Origin of the sequence: Micromonospora sp. WMMA1998 (genome assembly GCF_027497375.1) — a bacterium.
In the GTDB taxonomy this organism is placed as follows: Bacteria; Actinomycetota; Actinomycetes; order Mycobacteriales; family Micromonosporaceae; genus Micromonospora; species Micromonospora sediminicola.
The window spans coordinates 3,233,641-3,251,760 of the sequence record NZ_CP114911.1 but is presented as its reverse complement, the minus strand read 5'-3'; the positions used below and the strand labels follow the sequence as shown (position 1 = coordinate 3,251,760).

General features: G+C 71.4%; 15 protein-coding genes and 1 pseudogene. 10 read left to right on the top strand and 6 right to left on the bottom strand.

Features of this window, described 5'->3' with window-relative positions; translation table 11 throughout:
• Positions 1-56: 56 nt before the first annotated feature.
• From O7600_RS14490 to O7600_RS14480, 3 genes and pseudogenes are all read right to left on the bottom strand, one after another.
• On the bottom strand, positions 57-365 hold the full coding sequence (locus O7600_RS14490; protein WP_281587687.1) for a hypothetical protein: 309 nt from the start codon (positions 363-365) through the stop codon (positions 57-59).
• Positions 346-608 (bottom strand): annotated as a pseudogene (locus O7600_RS14485) (hypothetical protein). The gene O7600_RS14490 and the pseudogene O7600_RS14485 overlap by 20 nt, the downstream one beginning before the upstream one ends.
• The gene (locus O7600_RS14480) at positions 605-2,377 is read right to left on the bottom strand and encodes a PspC domain-containing protein (protein ID WP_281587685.1); all 1,773 of its coding nucleotides are present in this window, start codon (positions 2,375-2,377) and stop codon (positions 605-607) included. The pseudogene O7600_RS14485 and the gene O7600_RS14480 overlap by 4 nt, the downstream one beginning before the upstream one ends.
• A gap of 245 nt (positions 2,378-2,622) precedes the next feature.
• Here O7600_RS14480 and O7600_RS14475 point away from each other — a divergent pair, with 245 nt between their 5' ends.
• From O7600_RS14475 to O7600_RS14445, 7 genes are all read left to right on the top strand, one after another.
• Positions 2,623-3,804, top strand: a complete 1,182-nt coding sequence (locus O7600_RS14475) for an ATP-binding protein (protein WP_281594163.1) — start codon at positions 2,623-2,625, stop codon at positions 3,802-3,804.
• Between the two features lie 2 nt (positions 3,805-3,806).
• Positions 3,807-4,484, top strand: a complete 678-nt coding sequence (locus tag O7600_RS14470; protein ID WP_099164908.1) for a response regulator transcription factor — start codon at positions 3,807-3,809, stop codon at positions 4,482-4,484.
• A 563-nt stretch (positions 4,485-5,047) separates the two neighbouring features.
• Positions 5,048-6,688: an ABC transporter substrate-binding protein gene (locus O7600_RS14465; protein ID WP_281587681.1), complete on the top strand. Its 1,641-nt coding sequence runs from the start codon at positions 5,048-5,050 to the stop codon at positions 6,686-6,688.
• A 159-nt stretch (positions 6,689-6,847) separates the two neighbouring features.
• On the top strand, positions 6,848-7,774 hold the full coding sequence (locus O7600_RS14460; protein WP_099163699.1) for an ABC transporter permease: 927 nt from the start codon (positions 6,848-6,850) through the stop codon (positions 7,772-7,774).
• On the top strand, positions 7,767-8,744 hold the full coding sequence (locus O7600_RS14455; RefSeq protein ID WP_281587675.1) for an ABC transporter permease: 978 nt from the start codon (positions 7,767-7,769) through the stop codon (positions 8,742-8,744). The genes O7600_RS14460 and O7600_RS14455 overlap by 8 nt, the downstream gene beginning before the upstream one ends.
• A 25-nt stretch (positions 8,745-8,769) precedes the next feature.
• Positions 8,770-9,798, top strand: a complete 1,029-nt coding sequence (locus O7600_RS14450; RefSeq protein WP_281594162.1) for an ABC transporter ATP-binding protein — start codon at positions 8,770-8,772, stop codon at positions 9,796-9,798.
• Entirely contained in the window at positions 9,791-10,807 is a 1,017-nt protein-coding gene (locus tag O7600_RS14445) for a dipeptide ABC transporter ATP-binding protein (protein ID WP_281587673.1), read from the top strand. Before O7600_RS14450 ends, O7600_RS14445 begins: the two co-directional genes overlap by 8 nt.
• A gap of 65 nt (positions 10,808-10,872) precedes the next feature.
• Here O7600_RS14445 and O7600_RS14440 read toward each other — a convergent pair whose 3' ends face one another.
• Complete coding sequence (locus O7600_RS14440; protein ID WP_174527731.1) at positions 10,873-11,226, bottom strand: chorismate mutase; 354 nt, start codon at positions 11,224-11,226, stop codon at positions 10,873-10,875.
• Between the two features lie 288 nt (positions 11,227-11,514).
• Here O7600_RS14440 and pcrA point away from each other — a divergent pair, with 288 nt between their 5' ends.
• The gene (gene pcrA / locus O7600_RS14435) at positions 11,515-13,908 is read left to right on the top strand and encodes a DNA helicase PcrA (protein ID WP_281587662.1); all 2,394 of its coding nucleotides are present in this window, start codon (positions 11,515-11,517) and stop codon (positions 13,906-13,908) included.
• Positions 13,909-13,969: 61 nt separating this feature from the next.
• Here pcrA and O7600_RS14430 read toward each other — a convergent pair whose 3' ends face one another.
• Both O7600_RS14430 and O7600_RS14425 read right to left on the bottom strand, forming a co-directional pair.
• On the bottom strand, positions 13,970-14,749 hold the full coding sequence (locus O7600_RS14430) for a M23 family metallopeptidase (protein ID WP_281587660.1): 780 nt from the start codon (positions 14,747-14,749) through the stop codon (positions 13,970-13,972).
• Positions 14,750-14,998: 249 nt separating this feature from the next.
• Entirely contained in the window at positions 14,999-15,712 is a 714-nt protein-coding gene (locus O7600_RS14425) for a M23 family metallopeptidase (protein ID WP_091570434.1), read from the bottom strand.
• A 386-nt stretch (positions 15,713-16,098) separates the two neighbouring features.
• Between O7600_RS14425 and O7600_RS14420 the strand changes: the two genes are divergently transcribed.
• A complete protein-coding gene (locus O7600_RS14420) occupies positions 16,099-16,503 on the top strand; it encodes a cobalamin B12-binding domain-containing protein (protein WP_091570437.1) in 405 nt (134 codons plus the stop codon).
• A gap of 435 nt (positions 16,504-16,938) precedes the next feature.
• Entirely contained in the window at positions 16,939-18,117 is a 1,179-nt protein-coding gene (sucC, locus tag O7600_RS14415; RefSeq protein ID WP_281587655.1) for an ADP-forming succinate--CoA ligase subunit beta, read from the top strand.
• Positions 18,118-18,120 lie beyond the last annotated feature (3 nt).

The window sequence follows — 18,120 nt, the reverse complement described above, 5'->3', positions numbered from 1 at the left end:
TCCACCGACCAGCATAGGCCGCGTCGCCGCGCCGCCGCACCGGCGCGGTCGGGCCGTCACCCGGCCCGGCCCGCCCGCGATCCGTCGTCGTCACCCGGGTCGAGCGGTGGCAGCTCGCGGGTGGCCGGCTCGGCCCGGCCCGCGGGCCCGCCGGTGCCCGGCTCCTCGGTCGCCGGCTCGGCCGGTGACCGGAGCGGCTCCGGGTCGGCGGGTCGGTCCGCCCACGCCGGGGGTTCCGGGTATGCGGGCCGGTCCTCCGACGCCGACGTCGGCACGTCGGTCGTCGCGTCGGTGGGCCACTCGTCGGCCTCCGCGGGCACCGCCCGGCCGCCGGCCGGGATGCCGTCACGGTACGGCGCGGACACTGTCGTCTCCGGTCCCTCGGCCGGGCCCGGCTGGTCGGACTGCTCCGGCCGGTCCGGCCCGCGACCCGAGCGCAACGCCCCGACCAGCCCCAGCAGTCCGATCAGGACCAGCCCACCGGCGAGGAACCAGCCGACCGGCGGAACGGCCAGCCCGAGGATCCGGGCGAGCAGCCACCAGAGGGCCAGCCCGAGGAAGACGAGCCCGAAGGCGAACGACACGACGTCGGTGCGGTGGGCCTTCACCGGGTCACCTCCAGGTTTCCGGCGTTCACGTGGACGTAGAGACGCAGCTTGCCGCCGCCGGGGCCGTCCGCGCCGGCGTCGGTGCTCTCCCAGTGGCGGCCGTTGAGCCCGCCGGTGCGCCGGCCGAAGACCGTGGCCTCACCGGCGTTGACGTCCGCCACCGTGGTCACGTCCACGTCCGGCGGCACGACCACTGTCGCGTTGCCGAGGTTCACGTCGACGGTCACCTGGACGTCCTGCTTGTCGAAGTCGATGGCGCGCAGGTCGAGCACCGCGTCACCGAAGTTGTTCTCGTACCGGTCGGCCAGGTCGCGCCGGTCGGTGGGGGCCCAGGTGACGTTCCCGTCGATGCCGCGGACCCGGTCGTAGGACTCGGCGACGGTGGCGACGCCGAGCGCCGCCGCGGTGACCAGACCGAGAGCGATCAGCCACCGGGCCCGGCCGAACCAGGTGCCCACGAGCAGCCCGAGGCCGATGGTGGCCAACACCGCGGCGAAGTAGCCGGCCGCGCCGACCGGGAAGACGTCGAGCAGGTCGAGCATCGCCACCAGGCCCAGCGCCAGGAAGATCAGCGAGAACGTGATCGCGCCGAGGGCCGAGCGCTCCTTCGGCCGCTTCGGCGGTCGCGGCGGTCGGACCGGCGCCGGGGAGGGGCGCGATCCGGCGTACGGGCCGTGCGGGGCGAACGGCGGGCGGTAGCCCCCCGGTGGCAGGGGCGCTCCCACCGGGGCCGGCGGTGGCACGGCCGCCGGGTCGCCGAGCGGGCCGCCCGTGGTGGGCGCGACCGGCCACGTCGGGGCCGCGTCGGAGATCGGCGGGGTGACCGCGGGCAGCGCGGCGGTCACCGGCTCGGGCCGGACCGGTCGGGCGCCGGCCGCGGCGGGCCAGCCCGGAGCGGACAGCGGCGTGGCCGGGTAGCCCGGCTCGACCGGGGTGGGCGGGAGACCCGAACCGACCGGCGTGGCCGGGTAGCCCGGCGGCTCGGGCCAGGCGGACGGCGCGGGTGGGTAGCCCGGTTCGGCCGGGGTGGCCGGTGGGTAGCCCGGTTCGGGGTGGGCCCCGGCCACCGACGGGCGGGTGACGGTGGGCGGCGTGCCCTCGACCGGTCCGTGCGACGGGACCGAGGGGGAGGGTCCGCCGGCCCACGGCGCGCCCGGGGCGGCGGGCCCGGCCCAGGACCCGGGGGTGCCCATCCGGCCCACCCGGCCCGCCGGGTCGCGGGGCTCGCGGTTGAGCAGCAGCGCGCCGCCGACCAGGATCACCGCACCGAGCAGGATGGCCCGGAAGCCGTCGGTGACGACGTAGGCGAAGCCGACCGCGACCACGAGGCCGAGCACGATCACGGTGATCGGGGACATGCTGGAGCGCCCACGGCCGAGCATCGACTCCACCGGCGAGGCGGTGTCCCCCTCGCCGGGGATGATCAGCCACGCGGCGACGTAGACGAGGATGCCGATGCCGCCGAAGAAGCCGAGCACGGCCAGCAGGACGCGCCACAGCACCGGGTCGGTGTTGGTGGCCCGGCCGATGGCCGCGCAGACGCCGGCCAGGTAGCGGCCCTCCCGGGGGCGGACCAGCCCGTACCGGGTGGTGAAGCCGGCCGCACCGGGCGGTGGGGCGTACCCACCGGGTGGTGGATCGGCGAACGGCGCGCCGCCCGGCGGCGGGGTCGCGTCGTCGGCGGCGGATGCCGACCCCGGCGGGGGCGGCGGCGGATCGTCCTGTGCTGCCGCCCAGGGGCGGGGCGGACGGGCAGCGTCCTCGGTCATGACTCCGATACTGCTGCCCCGGCCGCCCGGCCGACCTCAGGACCCGACCCTGACCCCACCCTGAGATCCGCCGATGGTGAATGTCCGGGGCGTCCCCGTGGTCCGGGGCGTTCCCGCCGTGTGACGATCGGGTCGTCGGCCGTTGCCGGCACCTCGCGCCGACCCGGGAGCCTCCCATCAGCAGCACCGTCACGCCCCACCCGCCGCGCCTCTACCGGGCCACCGAGCACCGGTTGGCCGCCGGGGTGGCCGCCGGCATCGCCGACCACCTGGGCATCCCGGTGCTGCGGGTGCGGATGGCGTTCATGGTGCTGCTCGGGCTCAGCGGTCTCGGGCTGCTGCTCTACGCCGCCTTCTGGGCGGTGGTCCCGCCCCGCCCCGGCGACACCGCCGCTCCGCCCCGCCGCGACCTCACCCAACTGCTGCCGTTCGTGGCGATCGGGCTGGGCGTGCTGCTGTTGCAGGTGTTCGCGTTCAACTCGGTGGGCGCCGCCGGGACCGCCGGCTGGCTGGTGGCGATCATCGCGGTCGGGGCCGGCGTCATCTGGCACCAGTCCGGGCCGGAGCGTCGTCGCCAGTGGGGCGACTCGGCCGTGCCCTGGCTGGGCGCGGTGGTGGAGGAGAGCGACCGGCGGGCGTTCGTGCTCCGCTTCGTCGGGGGCGGCGTGCTCGTCGCGGTCGGCATCATCGGCGTGGCCGCGGTCTACTCGCCGGCGCAGAACTTCGACGCGGTGCTCAACGGCGTCATCTTCGCCCTGGTCGGGCTCGCCGGGGTGGGCGTGGTGACCGGCCCGGTGCTCTGGCGCACCTGGAACCAGCTCCGGTCGGAGCGGGAGGGGCGGATCCGCGAGCAGGAGCGCGCCGAACTGGCCGCCATGGTGCACGACCAGGTGCTGCACACGCTCGCCCTGATCCAGCGCAACGCCGGCGACGTCAAGACGGTGCAGCGGCTGGCCCGGGGTCAGGAACGGTCGCTGCGCAACTGGCTCTACAAGCCGACGGCCTCGCCGACCGAGCGGTTCGCGGCCGCCATGGAGCAGGCCGCGGCCGAGGTGGAGGACACGTTCGCCATCACCGTCGAGGCGGTGGTGGTCGGCGACCGCGAGACCGACGAGCGGGTCGGGGCGCTGGTCGCCGCCGCCCGGGAGGCCCTGGTCAACGCGGCCCGGCACGCCGGGGTGCAGACCGTGTCGCTCTACGCCGAGGTCGAGCCGGAGCAGGTCAGCGTCTTCGTCCGGGACCGGGGCAAGGGCTTCGACCCGGATACGGTGGAGAATCACCGGCACGGCGTCCGAGGCTCGATCATCGGACGGATGAAGCGGCACGGCGGCCGGTCGGAGATCCGGTCCGAACCCGGCGAGGGGACCGAGGTCCGGCTGATCCTGCCGATCAGCGGCTCCGGCGCCACCACGGAAAGGGACAGGTGACCATGTCCGAGCAGGAACCGGTCGAGGGCGCGACGCCGCGGGGTCCGCTGCGGGTGTTCCTCGTCGACGACCACGCCATGTTCCGCGCCGGCGTCCGCGCCGAGCTGGGTGCGCGGGTCGACGTGGTGGGCGAGGCCAGTTCGGTGGCCGAGGCGGTGACCCGGATCGCGGCGACCCAGCCGGACGTGGTGCTGCTCGACGTGCACATGCCGGACGGCGGTGGCCGGGCCGTGCTGGAGGCGATGCGGCGGACCCACCCGCAGGTGAAGTTCCTGGCGTTGAGCGTATCCGACGCCGCCGAGGACGTGATCGGCCTGATCCGGGCGGGCGCCCGGGGCTACGTCACGAAGACCATCTCTCCCGAGGAGCTGACCGACGCGATCCGTCGGGTGGCCGACGGCGACGCCGTGTTCAGCCCGCGGCTGGCCGGGTTCGTGCTGGACGCGTTCGCGTCCCGACCGGACGCGCCGGTCGCCGATCCCGAGCTGGACCAGCTCACCAACCGGGAGCGCGAGGTGCTCCGGCTGCTCGCCCGGGGCTACGCGTACAAGGAGATCGCCAAGGAGCTGTTCATCTCGATCAAGACGGTCGAGACGCACGTCTCCAACGTGCTGCGCAAGCTCCAGATGTCGAACCGGTACGAGTTGTCCCGCTGGGCCGCCGACCGCCGGCTGGTCTGACCGGCGGGCCGGGTCACCTCGGCACCCTCGTCCGGCCGGTCGGCCGTGGCGTACGGCCGGCCGAGGCCGGCATCGTCCGGATGGTCAGAACCGCGAGCGTCCGTCGCGTACCGGGGTGGGCGGGGCGCATCTCACAGCGCCGGACGTGCGGGGTGGTCCCGGCAGCTCTGGGCACGTCTTTCCTGTTCAGAGCCGTGCGATCGGGGACGTTTGTGATCTTTTCTCAAGTATCGGCAACGTGGCGGGCAACTAACGGCTTGATAACGGCACCTTCACGGAAAGGGCCGGTGGGTGTCACAGTGGCAGCACCTCACCCCCCGGTGTGAGGCACCTCGTCGGGCCCGCCGACCACGTGACGCGCTCTCCGCGCCGCTGCGTGGTCGTCGACCCTGCTCGGTGTCCTCGTCGAAGGGTGTGGCGCCCGGCGATCGGTACCCCTGGGGTGTCCCGATTTCCTCTGCGGTAAACCGGCGGTCTGTGGTTCGGGTCGTCGGCGGTGTCACCCCCCCCAACGTGCGTGAAACCCACGACGGAACCAGGTTAGAAAGAGGAGGCCCCTCGGAATGAGAGTCTCGAAGCGGGCGAGCGGCGCCCTCGCGGTTGGCGCGGCATTCGCGCTCGTCGCGTCCGGCTGCTCCAGCGGGAACAACGACGGTGGTGACGCCGGCGCCAGCAAGGACGGCGCCATCACGATCCACGGCGTTCAGCCGGAGAACCCTCTGGTTCCGGCCAACACCACCGAGACCGGTGGCGGCAAGATCATCGACATGATGTGGACGGGTCTCGTCGAGTACCCGAACAACGGCGGCGCGCCCCAGAACGCGCTGGCGGACACCATCGAGACCAAGGACTCGAAGGTGTTCAACATCAAGATCAAGCAGAACACCAAGTTCCACGACGGCACCCCGGTGAAGGCGAAGAACTTCGTCGACGCCTGGAACTGGGCCGCCTACTCGCCGAACGGCGCCGCCAACGGCTCCTTCTTCTCCGACATCCAGGGCTACGGCGACGTGGCCACCTCCGACCCGGACGGCGACGGCCCGCAGAAGGCCCCGCAGCCCAAGGTCGACAAGATGTCCGGCCTGAAGGTCGTCGACGACTGGACCTTCGAGGTCACCCTCGCCGCCCCGACCGCGGTCTTCCCGACCAAGCTCGGCTACAGCGCGTTCATGCCGCTGCCGGATGCCTTCTTCACCCAGAAGGCCGAGGACTTCGGCAAGAAGCCGATCGGCAACGGTCCGGTCAAGTTCGTGTCGTGGCAGGACAACGTCGAGATCAAGCTGACCCGCTTCGACGACTACACCCTGCGTGACAAGGTGAAGATCAAGGACGTCGGGATCAAGCTGTACCAGGACGAGAACGCCGCCTACAGCGACCTGATCTCCGGCAACCTGGACTTCATGGAGACGGTTCCGACCTCCGCGCTCGCCGGCGAGAAGTACAAGGCCGACCTCGGTGACCGGGCGCTGAACACCGTCACCCCGTCGACCGCGTTCATCGCCTTCCCGATCTACGACAAGCGGTTCGCGAATAAGGACCTGCGCAAGGCGGTCTCGCTGTCGATCGACCGGCAGGCGATCAGCGACAAGATCTTCTTCGGCACCCGCAAGCCGGCCGACAGCTGGGCCAACCCGCTGACCCCGGGCGCCCCGGCGGGCAACTGCACCTCCTGCAAGTTCGACCCGGCCCAGGCCAAGGAGCTGCTCGCCAAGGCCGGTGGCTTCACCGGTGAGATGGTCTTCTACTACAACGCCGACTCCAGCCACAAGGACTGGATGGAGGCCGTCGCGCAGCAGGTGAAGACCAACCTCAACATCAACGCGCGTGCCGAGGGTGTCCCCACCTTCGCGGTGTTCCGCCAGAACATCAACGCCTACAAGATGAAGGGCCCGTACCGCGCGGCCTGGCAGCAGGACTACCCGGACATCGAGAACTGGGTGAACCCGCTGTTCGTCACCGGTGGCTCCTCGAACGACGGCAAGTACAGCAACCCGGCCGTCGACGCCGGCGCCAAGGAGGCCAGCGCCGCTGGCAGCCTGGAGGACTCGCACAAGAAGTTCGAAGAGGTTCTGAAGCTGGTCGACGAGGACGTCCCGTCCATCCCGATCTACTTCTACGGCCAGCAGGCCGGCCACTCGGAGAAGATCAAGAAGCTCGAGCTCACCAACGTGGGCGAGCTGGACCTGAGCTCGGTCGAGCTCTGATCCGATCGGTCTGACCCCTGGGTCGGGCTCGCCGAACCCGGTGAGCCCGGCCCGGGGGCCGTTCCGCGACTGGGTGTCACCACGCCCACCCTCGCACCTGACCGCCATCCCGTGTCGGCGTACCGTCGTCCGACGCCCCCTGTTCCTGGAGGCCACCCCATGGGCCGTTATCTGGTGAGACGGCTACTCCAACTCGTGCCGGTCTTCATCGGCACGACGTTCCTGATCTACTGGCTCGTCTGGTCGGTGCCCGGCGACCCGTTCGCCGGCAAGTGCGGTGAGCGGCGCTGCCCGCAGCAGTACATCGACTTCATGACCGACAAGTACCACCTGGATCAGAACATCTTCGTCCAGTACTTCACGTACATGCAGAACCTGCTGCAGGGCGACTTCGGCGAGACGTTCAGCGGTCGGTCGATCAACGACATCATCCTGACGTCCTACCCGAACACCATGAAGCTGGCCGTCGTGGCGCTGGCGATCGAGGCGCTCATCGGCCTCACCGCCGGTGTGCTGACCGGCCTGCGGCGCAACGGCTTCCTGGACAACCTGGTGCTCGTCTCCACGCTGTTCCTGATCGCGCTGCCGGTCTTCGTGGTCGGCTTCGTGCTGCAGTGGCTGTTCGGCGTGAAGTGGGGCATCGTGACGCCGACGGTCTCCAGCGAGATGCGCCTCACGGAACTGATCATTCCGGGCTTCGTGCTGGGAAGCGCCTCGACGGCGTACATCGCCCGGGTCGCGCGCACCAGCATCGCCGAGAACCGGCGCTCCGACTACGTGCGCACCGCGATCGCCAAGGGCCTGCCGATGCGCCGGGTGGTCGGGGTGCACCTGCTGCGCAACTCGCTGATCCCGGTGGTCACGCTGCTCGGCACGGACCTGGGCGCCCTGATGGGTGGCGCGATCGTCACCGAGGGCATCTTCCAGATCAACGGCATCGGCCGACAGGTCTTCCGTTCGATCGTCACCAAGGAGAGCGCTACCGTTGTCTCCATCGTGATCGTGCTGGTGCTTGTCTACCTGCTGATGAACCTGCTGGTGGACCTGCTGTACGCAGCCCTGGACCCGAGGATCCGTTATGAGTGACCCCTCCACCGCATCGATCGTCAGCACCCCCCGGCCCGAGGAGCCGCGCGAGCTCGCGGCGTCGCCCGACGCCGGGCAGCCCGAGGGCGCCCGCAAGGAGAAGCCGCGCGGCCTGCTCGGCGACGCCTGGCGCGACCTGCGTCGCAAGCCGCTCTTCTGGATCTCGGCGGCGTTCATCCTGATGTTCATCGTGATGGCCGCCTTCCCGTCGCTGTTCAGCTCGGGCGACGCCGTCAACGGCGACCTGGCCCGCAGCCTCGGCAAGCCGTCGTCGGACGCCTGGTTCGGCTACGACGTGCAGGGCCGCGACGTCTACGCGCGCACCATCTACGGCGCCCGCGCGTCCATCGTCGTGGCGCTGTTGTCGGTGCTCGGCACGATGCTCATCGGCGGCGCCATGGGCATGATGTCCGGCTACCGCGGCGGCTGGGTGGACTCGCTGCTCTCCCGGATCGCGGACGTCTTCTTCGGCCTGCCGTTCGTGCTGGGCGCGATCGTCATCCTGACCACCTTCAACGGCTCGGGCAGCAGCAACAGCAAGGCCCAGATCATGTTCCTGGTGATCATGTCGCTGACGGTGCTGAGCTGGCCGGTGGTCATGCGGCTCATGCGCTCCTCGGTCCTCGCCACCCGCGAGGCCGACTACATCGTGGCGGCCCGCGCCCTGGGCGCGGGCACCGGCCGGATCGTGCTGAAGCACCTGCTGCCGAACTGTCTGGCCCCGCTGCTGGTCTACGGCACCATCATGGTCGGGTCGTTCATCGGCGCGGAGGCGACGCTGTCCTTCCTGGGCGTCGGCCTGAAGAGTCCGGTCGTGTCGTGGGGCATCATGATCAGTGAGGCGCAGAACTACATCCGTGTCGCGCCGTACCTGCTCTTCTTCCCTGCCGCGTTCCTCGTCGCGGCCGTGCTGAGCTTCGTGATGCTCGGCGAGGCGGTCCGCGAGGCCCTCGACCCGAAGCTCCGATAGGGGAACTGAGTTGTCCGACATTCTCGTGTCCGAGCAGTCCGCTCCGGGCGCCGACGGATCCGGCCGCCCCTCGGGCCGCCTGCTCGAGGTCGACGACCTGCGGGTGGAGTTCCGCACCAGGGACGGCGTCGCCAAGGTCATCAACGGGGTGACGTACCACGTCGACGCGGGGGAGACCCTCGCCGTGCTCGGCGAGTCCGGCTCCGGCAAGAGCGTCACCGCGCAGACCGTCATGGGCATCCTGGACACCCCGCCCGGGTTCGTCACCGGCGGCCAGGTGCGCTTCCACGGCAAGGACATGCTCAAGATGTCCGCCGAGCAGCGGCGTCGGATCCGTGGCGAGGGCATCGCCATGATCTTCCAGGACTCGCTCTCGGCCCTCAACCCGGTTTTCACCGTCGGCTTCCAGATCGCGGAGCAGTTCCGCGTTCGGCGTGGCATGAGCCGCTCGGACGCCAAGAAGCGCGCGATCGAGATGCTCGACCAGGTGAAGATCCCGAACGCCAAGGGTCGGTTCAGCAACTACCCGCACCAGTTCTCCGGCGGTATGCGGCAGCGGGCGATGATCGCCATGTCGCTGGCGCTCGACCCGGAGGTGCTGATCGCGGACGAGCCGACCACCGCGCTGGACGTGACCGTGCAGGCCCAGATCATGGACCTGCTCGGCGAGCTCCAGCGGGAACGGCAGATGGGCATGATCCTGATCACCCACGACCTCGGCGTGGTCGCCGACGTCGCGGACCGGATCGCGGTCATGTACGCCGGCCGGATCGTCGAGGAAGCCGACGTCTACGACCTGTACGGCAAGCCCGCCCACCCGTACACGCTCGGCCTGCTCAACTCGATCCCGCGAATGGACGAGAAGGGACAGGAGCTCCGGACCATCAAGGGGCTCCCGCCGAACCTGATGAACATCCCGTCGGGTTGCGCCTTCAACCCGCGCTGCCCGATGGCGCAGCCGGTGTGCCGGGAGAAGGTGCCGCCGCTGCTGCAGCTGGGCAACGGCCGGGCCAGCGCCTGCCACTTCGCCGAGGAGCTCGTGAACCGTGACTGAGAACATCATCGAGGTCCGTGACCTGGTCAAGCACTACCCCGTGACCCGGGGCGTCGTGTTCAAGAAGACCATCGGGCACGTCAAGGCGGTCGACGGCGTCTCCTTCGACCTCAAGGCCGGCGAGACGCTGGGCGTGGTCGGCGAGTCCGGCTGCGGCAAGTCGACGCTCGCCCGGGTGCTGATGAACCTGGAGAAGCCGACCGCCGGTCAGGTGCTCTACAAGGGGCAGGACATCTCCAAGCTCTCCGGTGGCGCGCTGCGGCGGCTGCGCCGGCAGATCCAGCTGGTGATGCAGGACCCGTACACCTCGCTGAACCCCCGCATGACGGTGGGTGACCTGATCGGCGAGCCGTTCGAGATCCACTCCGAGGTGGCTCCGAAGGGCAGCCGGCGCGGCAAGGTCAAGGAACTGCTCGACCTGGTCGGCCTCAACCCGGAGCACATCAACCGGTACCCGCACCAGTTCTCCGGCGGTCAGCGGCAGCGCATCGGCATCGCCCGGGCGCTGGCGCTGCGGCCCGAGGTGATCGTCTGCGACGAGCCGGTGTCGGCCCTGGACGTGTCCATCCAGGCGCAGGTGATGAACCTGCTGGAGCAGCTCCAGGCCGAGTTCGGCCTCTCGTACGTCTTCATCGCCCACGACCTCTCGGTCGTGCGTCACCTGTCCGACCGGGTCGCCGTCATGTACCTGGGCAAGATGGTGGAGATCGGCACCGAGGACGAGATCTACGAGCGGCCGACCCACCCGTACACCCAGGCGCTGCTGTCCGCGGTGCCGGTGCCGGACCCGACGCTGCGGGAGAGCAAGTCGATCATCCGGCTCCAGGGCGACGTCCCGTCGCCGGTCAGCCCGCCCTCGGGCTGCCGGTTCCGCACCCGGTGCTGGAAGGCGCAGGACCTCTGCGCCCAGGAGGTGCCGCTGCTCCAGATCCGGCCGGGCTCGGACCACCCGAGCGCCTGCCACTTCGCGGAGAAGCGGGAGATCGTCGGCACCCACGGCGCGGTCTGATCCCGACCGGACCGCCTGCCCGCGTCAGTCGACGCGGGCAGGCGGTCCGTCGTATCCGGCGCCGATCACAGCGGGCCGCGGCCGGCGCGCAGCAGCAGCAGCGCGAGCTGGGTGCCGTCGGCGCCGAGTTCGGCGCGGAAGCGCTCCAGGATCTCGCGTTCGCGGGAGAGCACCAGCCGGGTCCCGCCGGAGGCCATCCGGGTCGCGCCGACCTCCTGGGAGAGTGCGGCGCGCTCCTGCCAGAGCGCGATGAGCGTCCGGTCGATCTCGTCGATCCGTCGCCGGATCTCCCCGATCCGCTCGGCCGCCGCCGAGTCGTCGGTGCCGGTCCGGGCCGCCGCGGCGCCGGTCGGGTCACCGCCGGCCGGCCGGTCGTGCCGCGCCAGGCTGCCGCTGGACTCCACCACGTCAGTCATCATCGTCGTCCCTCTCGGGGCTCGGACCCGGTACCCGGATCCCGGGACGGAAAAGCCCCGGGCTCGGGGAGCCCGGGGCGTTTCGTAGGTCTGAATGATCAGGCGCGACCCACGGCTGCCGGACTCCCGGTGCCGTAGCAAAAGAAGCGCTGATCGAACACGCCGTCGAGTATGCCGACCGGCGGGGCGGACGCGCAAGGAAACCGGCCAACAGGTGGGACGTGACGCCGCCCGCGCACCCGGGCGCGCGGGCGGGGAAGTGTCCGGCCGACGGCATAGACTCGGACTGCGATGCATCCTCTCTTCGACATTCCCGCGTCCCCGCCCGCGCCGGAGTCCCGGCCGACCCCGCCGCGCCGCTCCGGGGCCGCCCGGTCCGACCCGCAGGCCCTCCTCGACGGCCTGAACGGCCCCCAGCGGGACGCGGTGACCCATGCCGGCTCCCCGCTGCTGATCGTGGCCGGCGCCGGCTCCGGCAAGACCCGGGTGTTGACCAACCGGATCGCCTACCTGCTCGGCGCCCGGGACGTGCACCCCGGCGAGATCATCGCGATCACGTTCACCAACAAGGCCGCCGGCGAGATGAAGGAGCGGGTGGCCGCGCTGGTCGGCCCGCGCGCCCGGCTCATGTGGGTCTCCACGTTCCACTCGGCCTGCGTACGCATCCTGCGCGCCGAGCACGAGCACGCCGGCCTGAAGTCCACCTTCTCGATCTACGACGCCGACGACTCCCGGCGGCTGATGCAGATGGTCGCCCGCGAGCTGGACCTGGACCCGAAGCGCTACCCCGCCCGGGGGCTGGCCGCGCAGGTCTCCAACCTGAAGAACGAGCTGGTCGACCCCGAGGAGTTCGCCGGCCGGGCCAAGGGGCCGAACGAGCGGGCCCTGGCCGAGGCCTACACGCTCTACCAGCGGCGGCTGCGGGAGGCACACGCGCTCGACTTCGACGACCTGATCATGACGACGGTGCACCTGCTCCAGTCCCACCCGCACGTGGCGGAGAGCTACCGGCGCCGGTTCCGGCACGTGCTGGTGGACGAATACCAGGACACCAACCACGCCCAGTACGTGCTGATCAAGGAGCTGGTCTCCGGCACCGAGGGCGTCCCGCCGGCCGAGCTGTGCGTGGTCGGTGACGCCGACCAGTCGATCTACGCGTTCCGCGGCGCGACCATCCGCAACATCCTGGAGTTCGAGCGGGACTTCACCGACGCCCGCACGATCCTGCTGGAGCAGAACTACCGCTCGACCCAGACCATCCTCAACGCGGCCAACGCGGTGATCGACCGGAACACCTCGCGCAAGCCCAAGCGGCTGTGGAGCGACGCCGGCGCCGGCGAGCAGATCGTCGGCTACGTCGCCGACACCGAGCACGCCGAGGCGGACTGGGTGGCCCGGGAGATCGACCGGCTGGTCGACGGCGGCGACACCCGCCCCGGCGACGTGGCCGTCTTCTACCGCACCAACGCCATGTCGCGGGTGTTCGAAGAGGTCTTCATCCGGGTCGGCCTGCCCTACAAGGTGGTCGGCGGGGTGCGCTTCTACGAGCGCAAGGAGGTCCGCGACGCGCTGGCCTACCTGCGGGCGGTGGTCAACGACGACGACACGGTCAGTCTGCGCCGGATCCTCAACACCCCGCGCCGGGGCATCGGCGAGCGGGCCGAGGCCTGCGTCGAGGTGCTGGCGTCGCGGGACCGCATCTCCTTCGGCGCCGCGCTGCGCCGCGCCAAGGCGGCGCCGGGGATCTCCACCCGGGCGGCCAACGGCATCGGCGAGTTCGTCGCGCTGCTCGACGAGGCGCGTGAGCTGGCCGCCACCGGCACCCCGGAGGAGGTGCTGGAGGCGCTGCTGACCCGCTCGGGCTACCTGGCCGAGCTGGAGGAGAGCCTCGACCCGCAGGACGCCGGCCGGGTGGACAACCTCCAGGAGCTGGTGAGCGTCGCCCGGGAATACACCGAGCGGATCGAGGCGCTGGGCGCCGACGACGAGCGGGCCACCCTGGCCGGTTTCCTGGAGCAGGTGGCGTTGGTCGCCGACGCCGACCAGATCCCCTCCGACGACCCGGACCACCAAGGTGTCGTCACGCTCATGACGCTGCACACGGCCAAGGGCCTGGAGTTCCCGGTGGTCTTCCTGACCGGCCTGGAGGACGGCGTCTTCCCGCACCTGCGCTCGCTCGGCGACACCCGCGAGCTGGAGGAGGAGCGACGCCTGGCGTACGTGGGCATCACCCGGGCCCGGCAGCGCCTCTACCTGTCCCGGGCGGTCACCCGGTCGGCCTGGGGCGCGCCGGCCTACAACCCGCCGTCGCGGTTCCTGGAGGAGTTGCCGCCGGAGCTGGTCCGGTGGGAGCGCACCGAGGGCTCGTACACCTCGTGGGGCGGCGGTGGGGGCGGCGTCGGCGGCCGGGCGGACCGGATGGGCCGCGGTGGCTTCGCCGGTGGCACCCCGAAGGCGACCGAGCTGGCCAAGCGTCTGGGCGTGGACGCCAGCCGGTTGTCCACCGCGAGCGAGCTGAAGCAGGCGCCCAAGGTCTCGGCCGGCGACCGGGTCAACCACCAGCGCTACGGCCTGGGTCGGGTGCTGGCGGTGGAGGGTGCCGGTCCGGGCGCCCGGGCCCAGATCGACTTCGGCGACCAGACCATGTGGCTGGTGCTGCGGCACGCCCCGATCGACAAGCTCTGAACGACGGGCGGGGCCCGGTCCGGCGTGCCGCCGGGCCGGGCCCCTCCTCGTGCCGTGGCCGTCAGCAGGCCACGTCGACGCCCCGGGCGCGCAGGAACGGCGCCGGGTCGATCTGGTTCCACATCGCGCCCTGGTGCACCTCGAAGTGCAGGTGCGGTCCGGTCGCGTCACCGGTCGCGCCCTCGTAGCCGATGACCTGGCCGGCCCGGACCTTGTCGCCGACGTCGACGAGGAGCCGGCTCTGGTGCGCGTAGTGGGTCAGGTAGCCGTTGTGGTGGTCGACGAAGACCGAGTTGCCGTAACCGTCGCCGACGTCGCCGGCCTTGACCACGGTGCCCGCGGCGGCGGCCCGGATCGGCGTGCCGGCGGGCATGGCGAAGTCGATGCCCGCGTGCAGGGTTCCCCACCGCTGCCCGTAGCAGGAGGTGATCTCGGCGCCCTTCATCGGGATGACCCAGCCGGGCTTCGGCGCGGCCTTCTTCTTCGGCTTCGGCTTCACCGTCTTCCGCGGCTTCGGGACGGCCGCGCTCGGGCTCGGGGACGGGCTGGCCGGGGTGGCGGACGGCGTGACGGGACTGACCGACTCCCGGGCCGAGCGGTCGGCGCGGGCGGCGTCCTCCGCGCGTGCCCGCGCGTCGAAGTCGACCGCCGCCGGCGCCGGGGTCGGTTCGTCGGTGGTCGCGACCACGACGCCGCCGAGGCCGAGCCCGAGCAGGGCCACCGCGCCGGTGACCAGGTATGCGGTGCGCCGTGTCCGGCGGGGGTGCCGGTGCCGGGCGGGGGCGTTGTCCGGGGTGTTGCCGTTCGGGGTGGGACTGCTGTGTTGCACGGGGACCTTCACCAGTCGAGGGGCACGTGACCTCGAAATACTGGTGTCAGCGGCGCCGCGGCCGGGCCGGCGGGTGTGCCGGCCGGGCCGGTCCGCGCCGGCGTCCTGCCCGGGTTGGCGCCGGTTGGGCGGTTCACCGGACGAGACGATCACCGGCTCGTGTGCGCCCGCTCACATCCGGAACTGTGATCCAGCAGACTTGCCGACAGACGAAACCGCCCGGATCGGGGGATCCGGGCGGTCATCGGGCGGTGCGGAGGGTCAGGACGCGGCTACGTCGCCGTAGAGTGCCTCGGTTTCGAGCTTGATGTCCACTCCGCGCTCCTGGAGCCACGGCACCGGGTCCAGCGGCTGGCCGTTGACATGGACCTCGAGGTGCAGGTGGGAGCCGTAGGAGTGACCGGTGTTGCCGACCAGGCCGAGCTGGTCGCCGGCCTTGACCTCCTGGCCCTCCTTGACGGTCACGGCGGAGGAGTGGCCGTAGATGGCCTCGCTGCCGTCGGAGTGCTTGACGATCACCGCGTAGCCGTAGCCGCCGAACCAGCCGGCCTTGGTGACCGTGCCGGAGTGGATGGCCTTGTAGGGCGTGCCCTCGGGCGCGACCAGGTCGATGCCGGTGTGCAGCTTGCCCCAGCGCACGCCGTAGGGCGACTTGAAGTCGTAGCCGTGCAGGGGGAGGAGCCAGGGGTCCTGCTCGCTCGCGGCGGCGTCGGTCGACCGGTCGTCACGGGTGGCGCGGTCGGCGCTGTCGGCCCGGGCCGCGGCGTCCTGGCTGGCGACCGAGGCCTGCCGGAGCTCGTCGAGGACCGAGGGGCTGACGCTCTTGGCGTCGGGGAGGGCGTTCGCGCCGAGGGCGACGATGCCGGCGCCGACGAAGGCGGTGGTGACGACCGCCGCGTAGCGGCTCCGCGGGGGGGTGGGTACGCGGCGACGGCCGCGATATCGATCGGGCTCAGACGACAGGCGCTGGCGCACGCACACCCTCCGTTGTCGGGGATCCGATGCGACTCCGGACCGTTCGGTGAAGCTCCGCCGAACCTCCGGTGTCGCGTCGTCACCCGTCCGTGGACCTGATGACAACCGTGGACACGTTAGCCAACCGCCACTCCTGTCACAAGCCGAAGCGCCGAACTGGCGTTTCGTTATGTCCAATTCCATCCGAGCTTGTCATATCTCGTGCCGCTGGTTGGATGGCCCGCCAACCGTCCGTTCGTCGCGGACAGTGACCGATCGGCGGAGGTGTCCGACTTCCGGCGTACGAGGTCGGGCGGTAGTGCGCGGCCCGGCTTCCCGCCCCGCGCCCGGCCGGGTTACCGTTCGTTCAGGTCAGCAGTGCCGGTGCCGGTGAAAGGTGTGCGCAGATGAGCTCTCGAATCCGGGTCGTCGTCGCGAAGCCCGGCCTGGACGGCCACGACCGGGGCGCGAAGGTCGTCGCCCGTGCCCTGCGCGACGCGGGCATGGAGGTCATCTACACCGGCCTGCACCAGACGCCCGAGCAGATCGTCGAGACGGCCATCCAGGAGGACGCGGACGCGGTCGGTCTGTCCGTGCTCTCCGGCGCGCACATGACCCTGTTCAAGCGGGTCCTCGAACTGCTCGCCGAGCGCGAGGCGGCGGACATCGTGGTCTTCGGTGGTGGCATCATCCCCGAGGCCGACATCCCGGAGCTGGAGCGGCTCGGCGTCGCGAAGATCTTCACCCCGGGCGCGACCACCGGGTCGATCGTCGACTGGGTGCGGGAGAACGTCGCCCAGCCGGTCGGCTGACCGGCCGGTCTCCGCCGGCCCGGTTCCGAACCCGGGCAGGGGGAGGGGCCGGACGCACCCCTCACACGCCCGGCCCCTCTATGCACGATGCCCCGCCGCCACCCCTCGACCGACAGGGCATCGGCCGCTCCCGCCGTCGCGCTTGACCAGCGCTCCGACATCAGACTCAACGACGCCCCCGACGGGGGGTTACGCCCGGCTCCGGACATCCCCCGGACGGCTGACGCCGCGCGCTCCGGCGGCGCCCGGCCCCCCGCCCCGGCGACGGCGGCTGTGCATTACCGCACACCACGCACCCGCTCGGTTGCCGCCGGTTCCCATCTCGTTAGGCTGCGGCAAATGGCCTGTCTCTTCTGATGACAGGCGTCAAACTGATTTTCCAACGCTGGTGGCGGCGCGACGGCGCGCCGCGGAGACGGGACGGGACGCGCAATCGTGGACCTGTACGAGTACCAGGGGCGGGACCTGTTCGAGCGGCACGGCTTGCCCGTGCTCGCCGGCGGCGTCGCCACTACCCCGGAGGAGGCCCGCGCGATCGCCGAACGCCTCGGCGGTCGGGTGGTCGTCAAGGCGCAGGTGAAGGTCGGCGGCCGCGGCAAGGCCGGCGGCGTGAAGCTGGCCGAGGGCGCGGAGGAGACGGTGGCCCGGGCCACCGACATCCTCGGCATGGACATCAAGGGTCACACCGTCCACAAGGTCATGATCACCGTGACCGCGGACGTGGCCGAGGAGTACTACTTCTCATACCTGCTCGACCGGGCGAACCGCACCTTCCTCTGCATCGCCAGCGTCGCCGGCGGCATGGACATCGAGGCGGTCGCCGCCGAGACCCCCGAGAAGGTCGTCAAGGCGCCGATCGACGCGAACACCGGCGTGGACGAGGCCAAGGCGCGCGAGATCGTCACCGCGGCCGGCTTCCCGGCCGAGGTCGCCGACCAGATCGCCGACGTCGCGGTCAAGCTGTGGCAGGCGTTCGTCGCCGAGGACGCCACGCTGGTCGAGGTGAACCCGCTGGCCACCACCAAGGACGGCAAGCTGCTGCTCCTGGACGCCAAGGTCACTCTGGACGAGAACGCCGGGTTCCGGCACCCGGACCACGAGGCCCTGGTCGACCAGGCGTCGGTGGACCCGCTGGAGCAGGCCGCCAAGGCCAAGGACCTCAACTACGTCAAGCTCGACGGCGAGGTCGGCATCATCGGCAACGGCGCGGGCCTGGTCATGTCCACGCTCGACGTGGTCGCGTACGCCGGGGAGCGGCACGGCGGCGTCAAGCCGGCCAACTTCCTCGACATCGGCGGCGGCGCGAGCGCCGAGGTGATGGCGAACGGCCTGGAGATCGTCCTCTCCGACCCGTCGGTGAAGAGCGTCTTCGTCAACGTCTTCGGCGGCATCACCGCGTGCGACGCGGTCGCCAACGGCATCGTGCAGGCGCTGGCGCTGCTCGAGCAGCGCGGCGAGAAGGCCACCAAGCCGCTCGTGGTCCGCCTCGACGGCAACAACGCCGAGGCCGGTCGGGCCATCCTCGACGGCGCGGCCAACCCGCTCATCCAGCGGGTCGACACCATGGACGGCGCGGCCGAGCGGGCCGCCGAGCTGGCAGCTGCGGGGGTCTAGACA

Bases quoted from the DNA above. Each gene is read 5' to 3' on its own strand.
- O7600_RS14480 (WP_281587685.1), bottom strand. From the start codon at position 2,377: ATGACCGAGGACGCTGCCCGTCCGCCCCGCCCCTGGGCGGCAGCACAG.
- O7600_RS14470 (WP_099164908.1), top strand. From the start codon at position 3,807: ATGTCCGAGCAGGAACCGGTCGAGGGCGCGACGCCGCGGGGTCCGCTG.
- O7600_RS14465 (WP_281587681.1), top strand. From the start codon at position 5,048: ATGAGAGTCTCGAAGCGGGCGAGCGGCGCCCTCGCGGTTGGCGCGGCA.
- O7600_RS14460 (WP_099163699.1), top strand. From the start codon at position 6,848: ATGGGCCGTTATCTGGTGAGACGGCTACTCCAACTCGTGCCGGTCTTC.
- O7600_RS14455 (WP_281587675.1), top strand. From the start codon at position 7,767: ATGAGTGACCCCTCCACCGCATCGATCGTCAGCACCCCCCGGCCCGAG.
- O7600_RS14440 (WP_174527731.1), bottom strand. From the start codon at position 11,226: ATGATGACTGACGTGGTGGAGTCCAGCGGCAGCCTGGCGCGGCACGAC.
- pcrA (WP_281587662.1), top strand. From the start codon at position 11,515: ATGCATCCTCTCTTCGACATTCCCGCGTCCCCGCCCGCGCCGGAGTCC.
- O7600_RS14420 (WP_091570437.1), top strand. From the start codon at position 16,099: ATGAGCTCTCGAATCCGGGTCGTCGTCGCGAAGCCCGGCCTGGACGGC.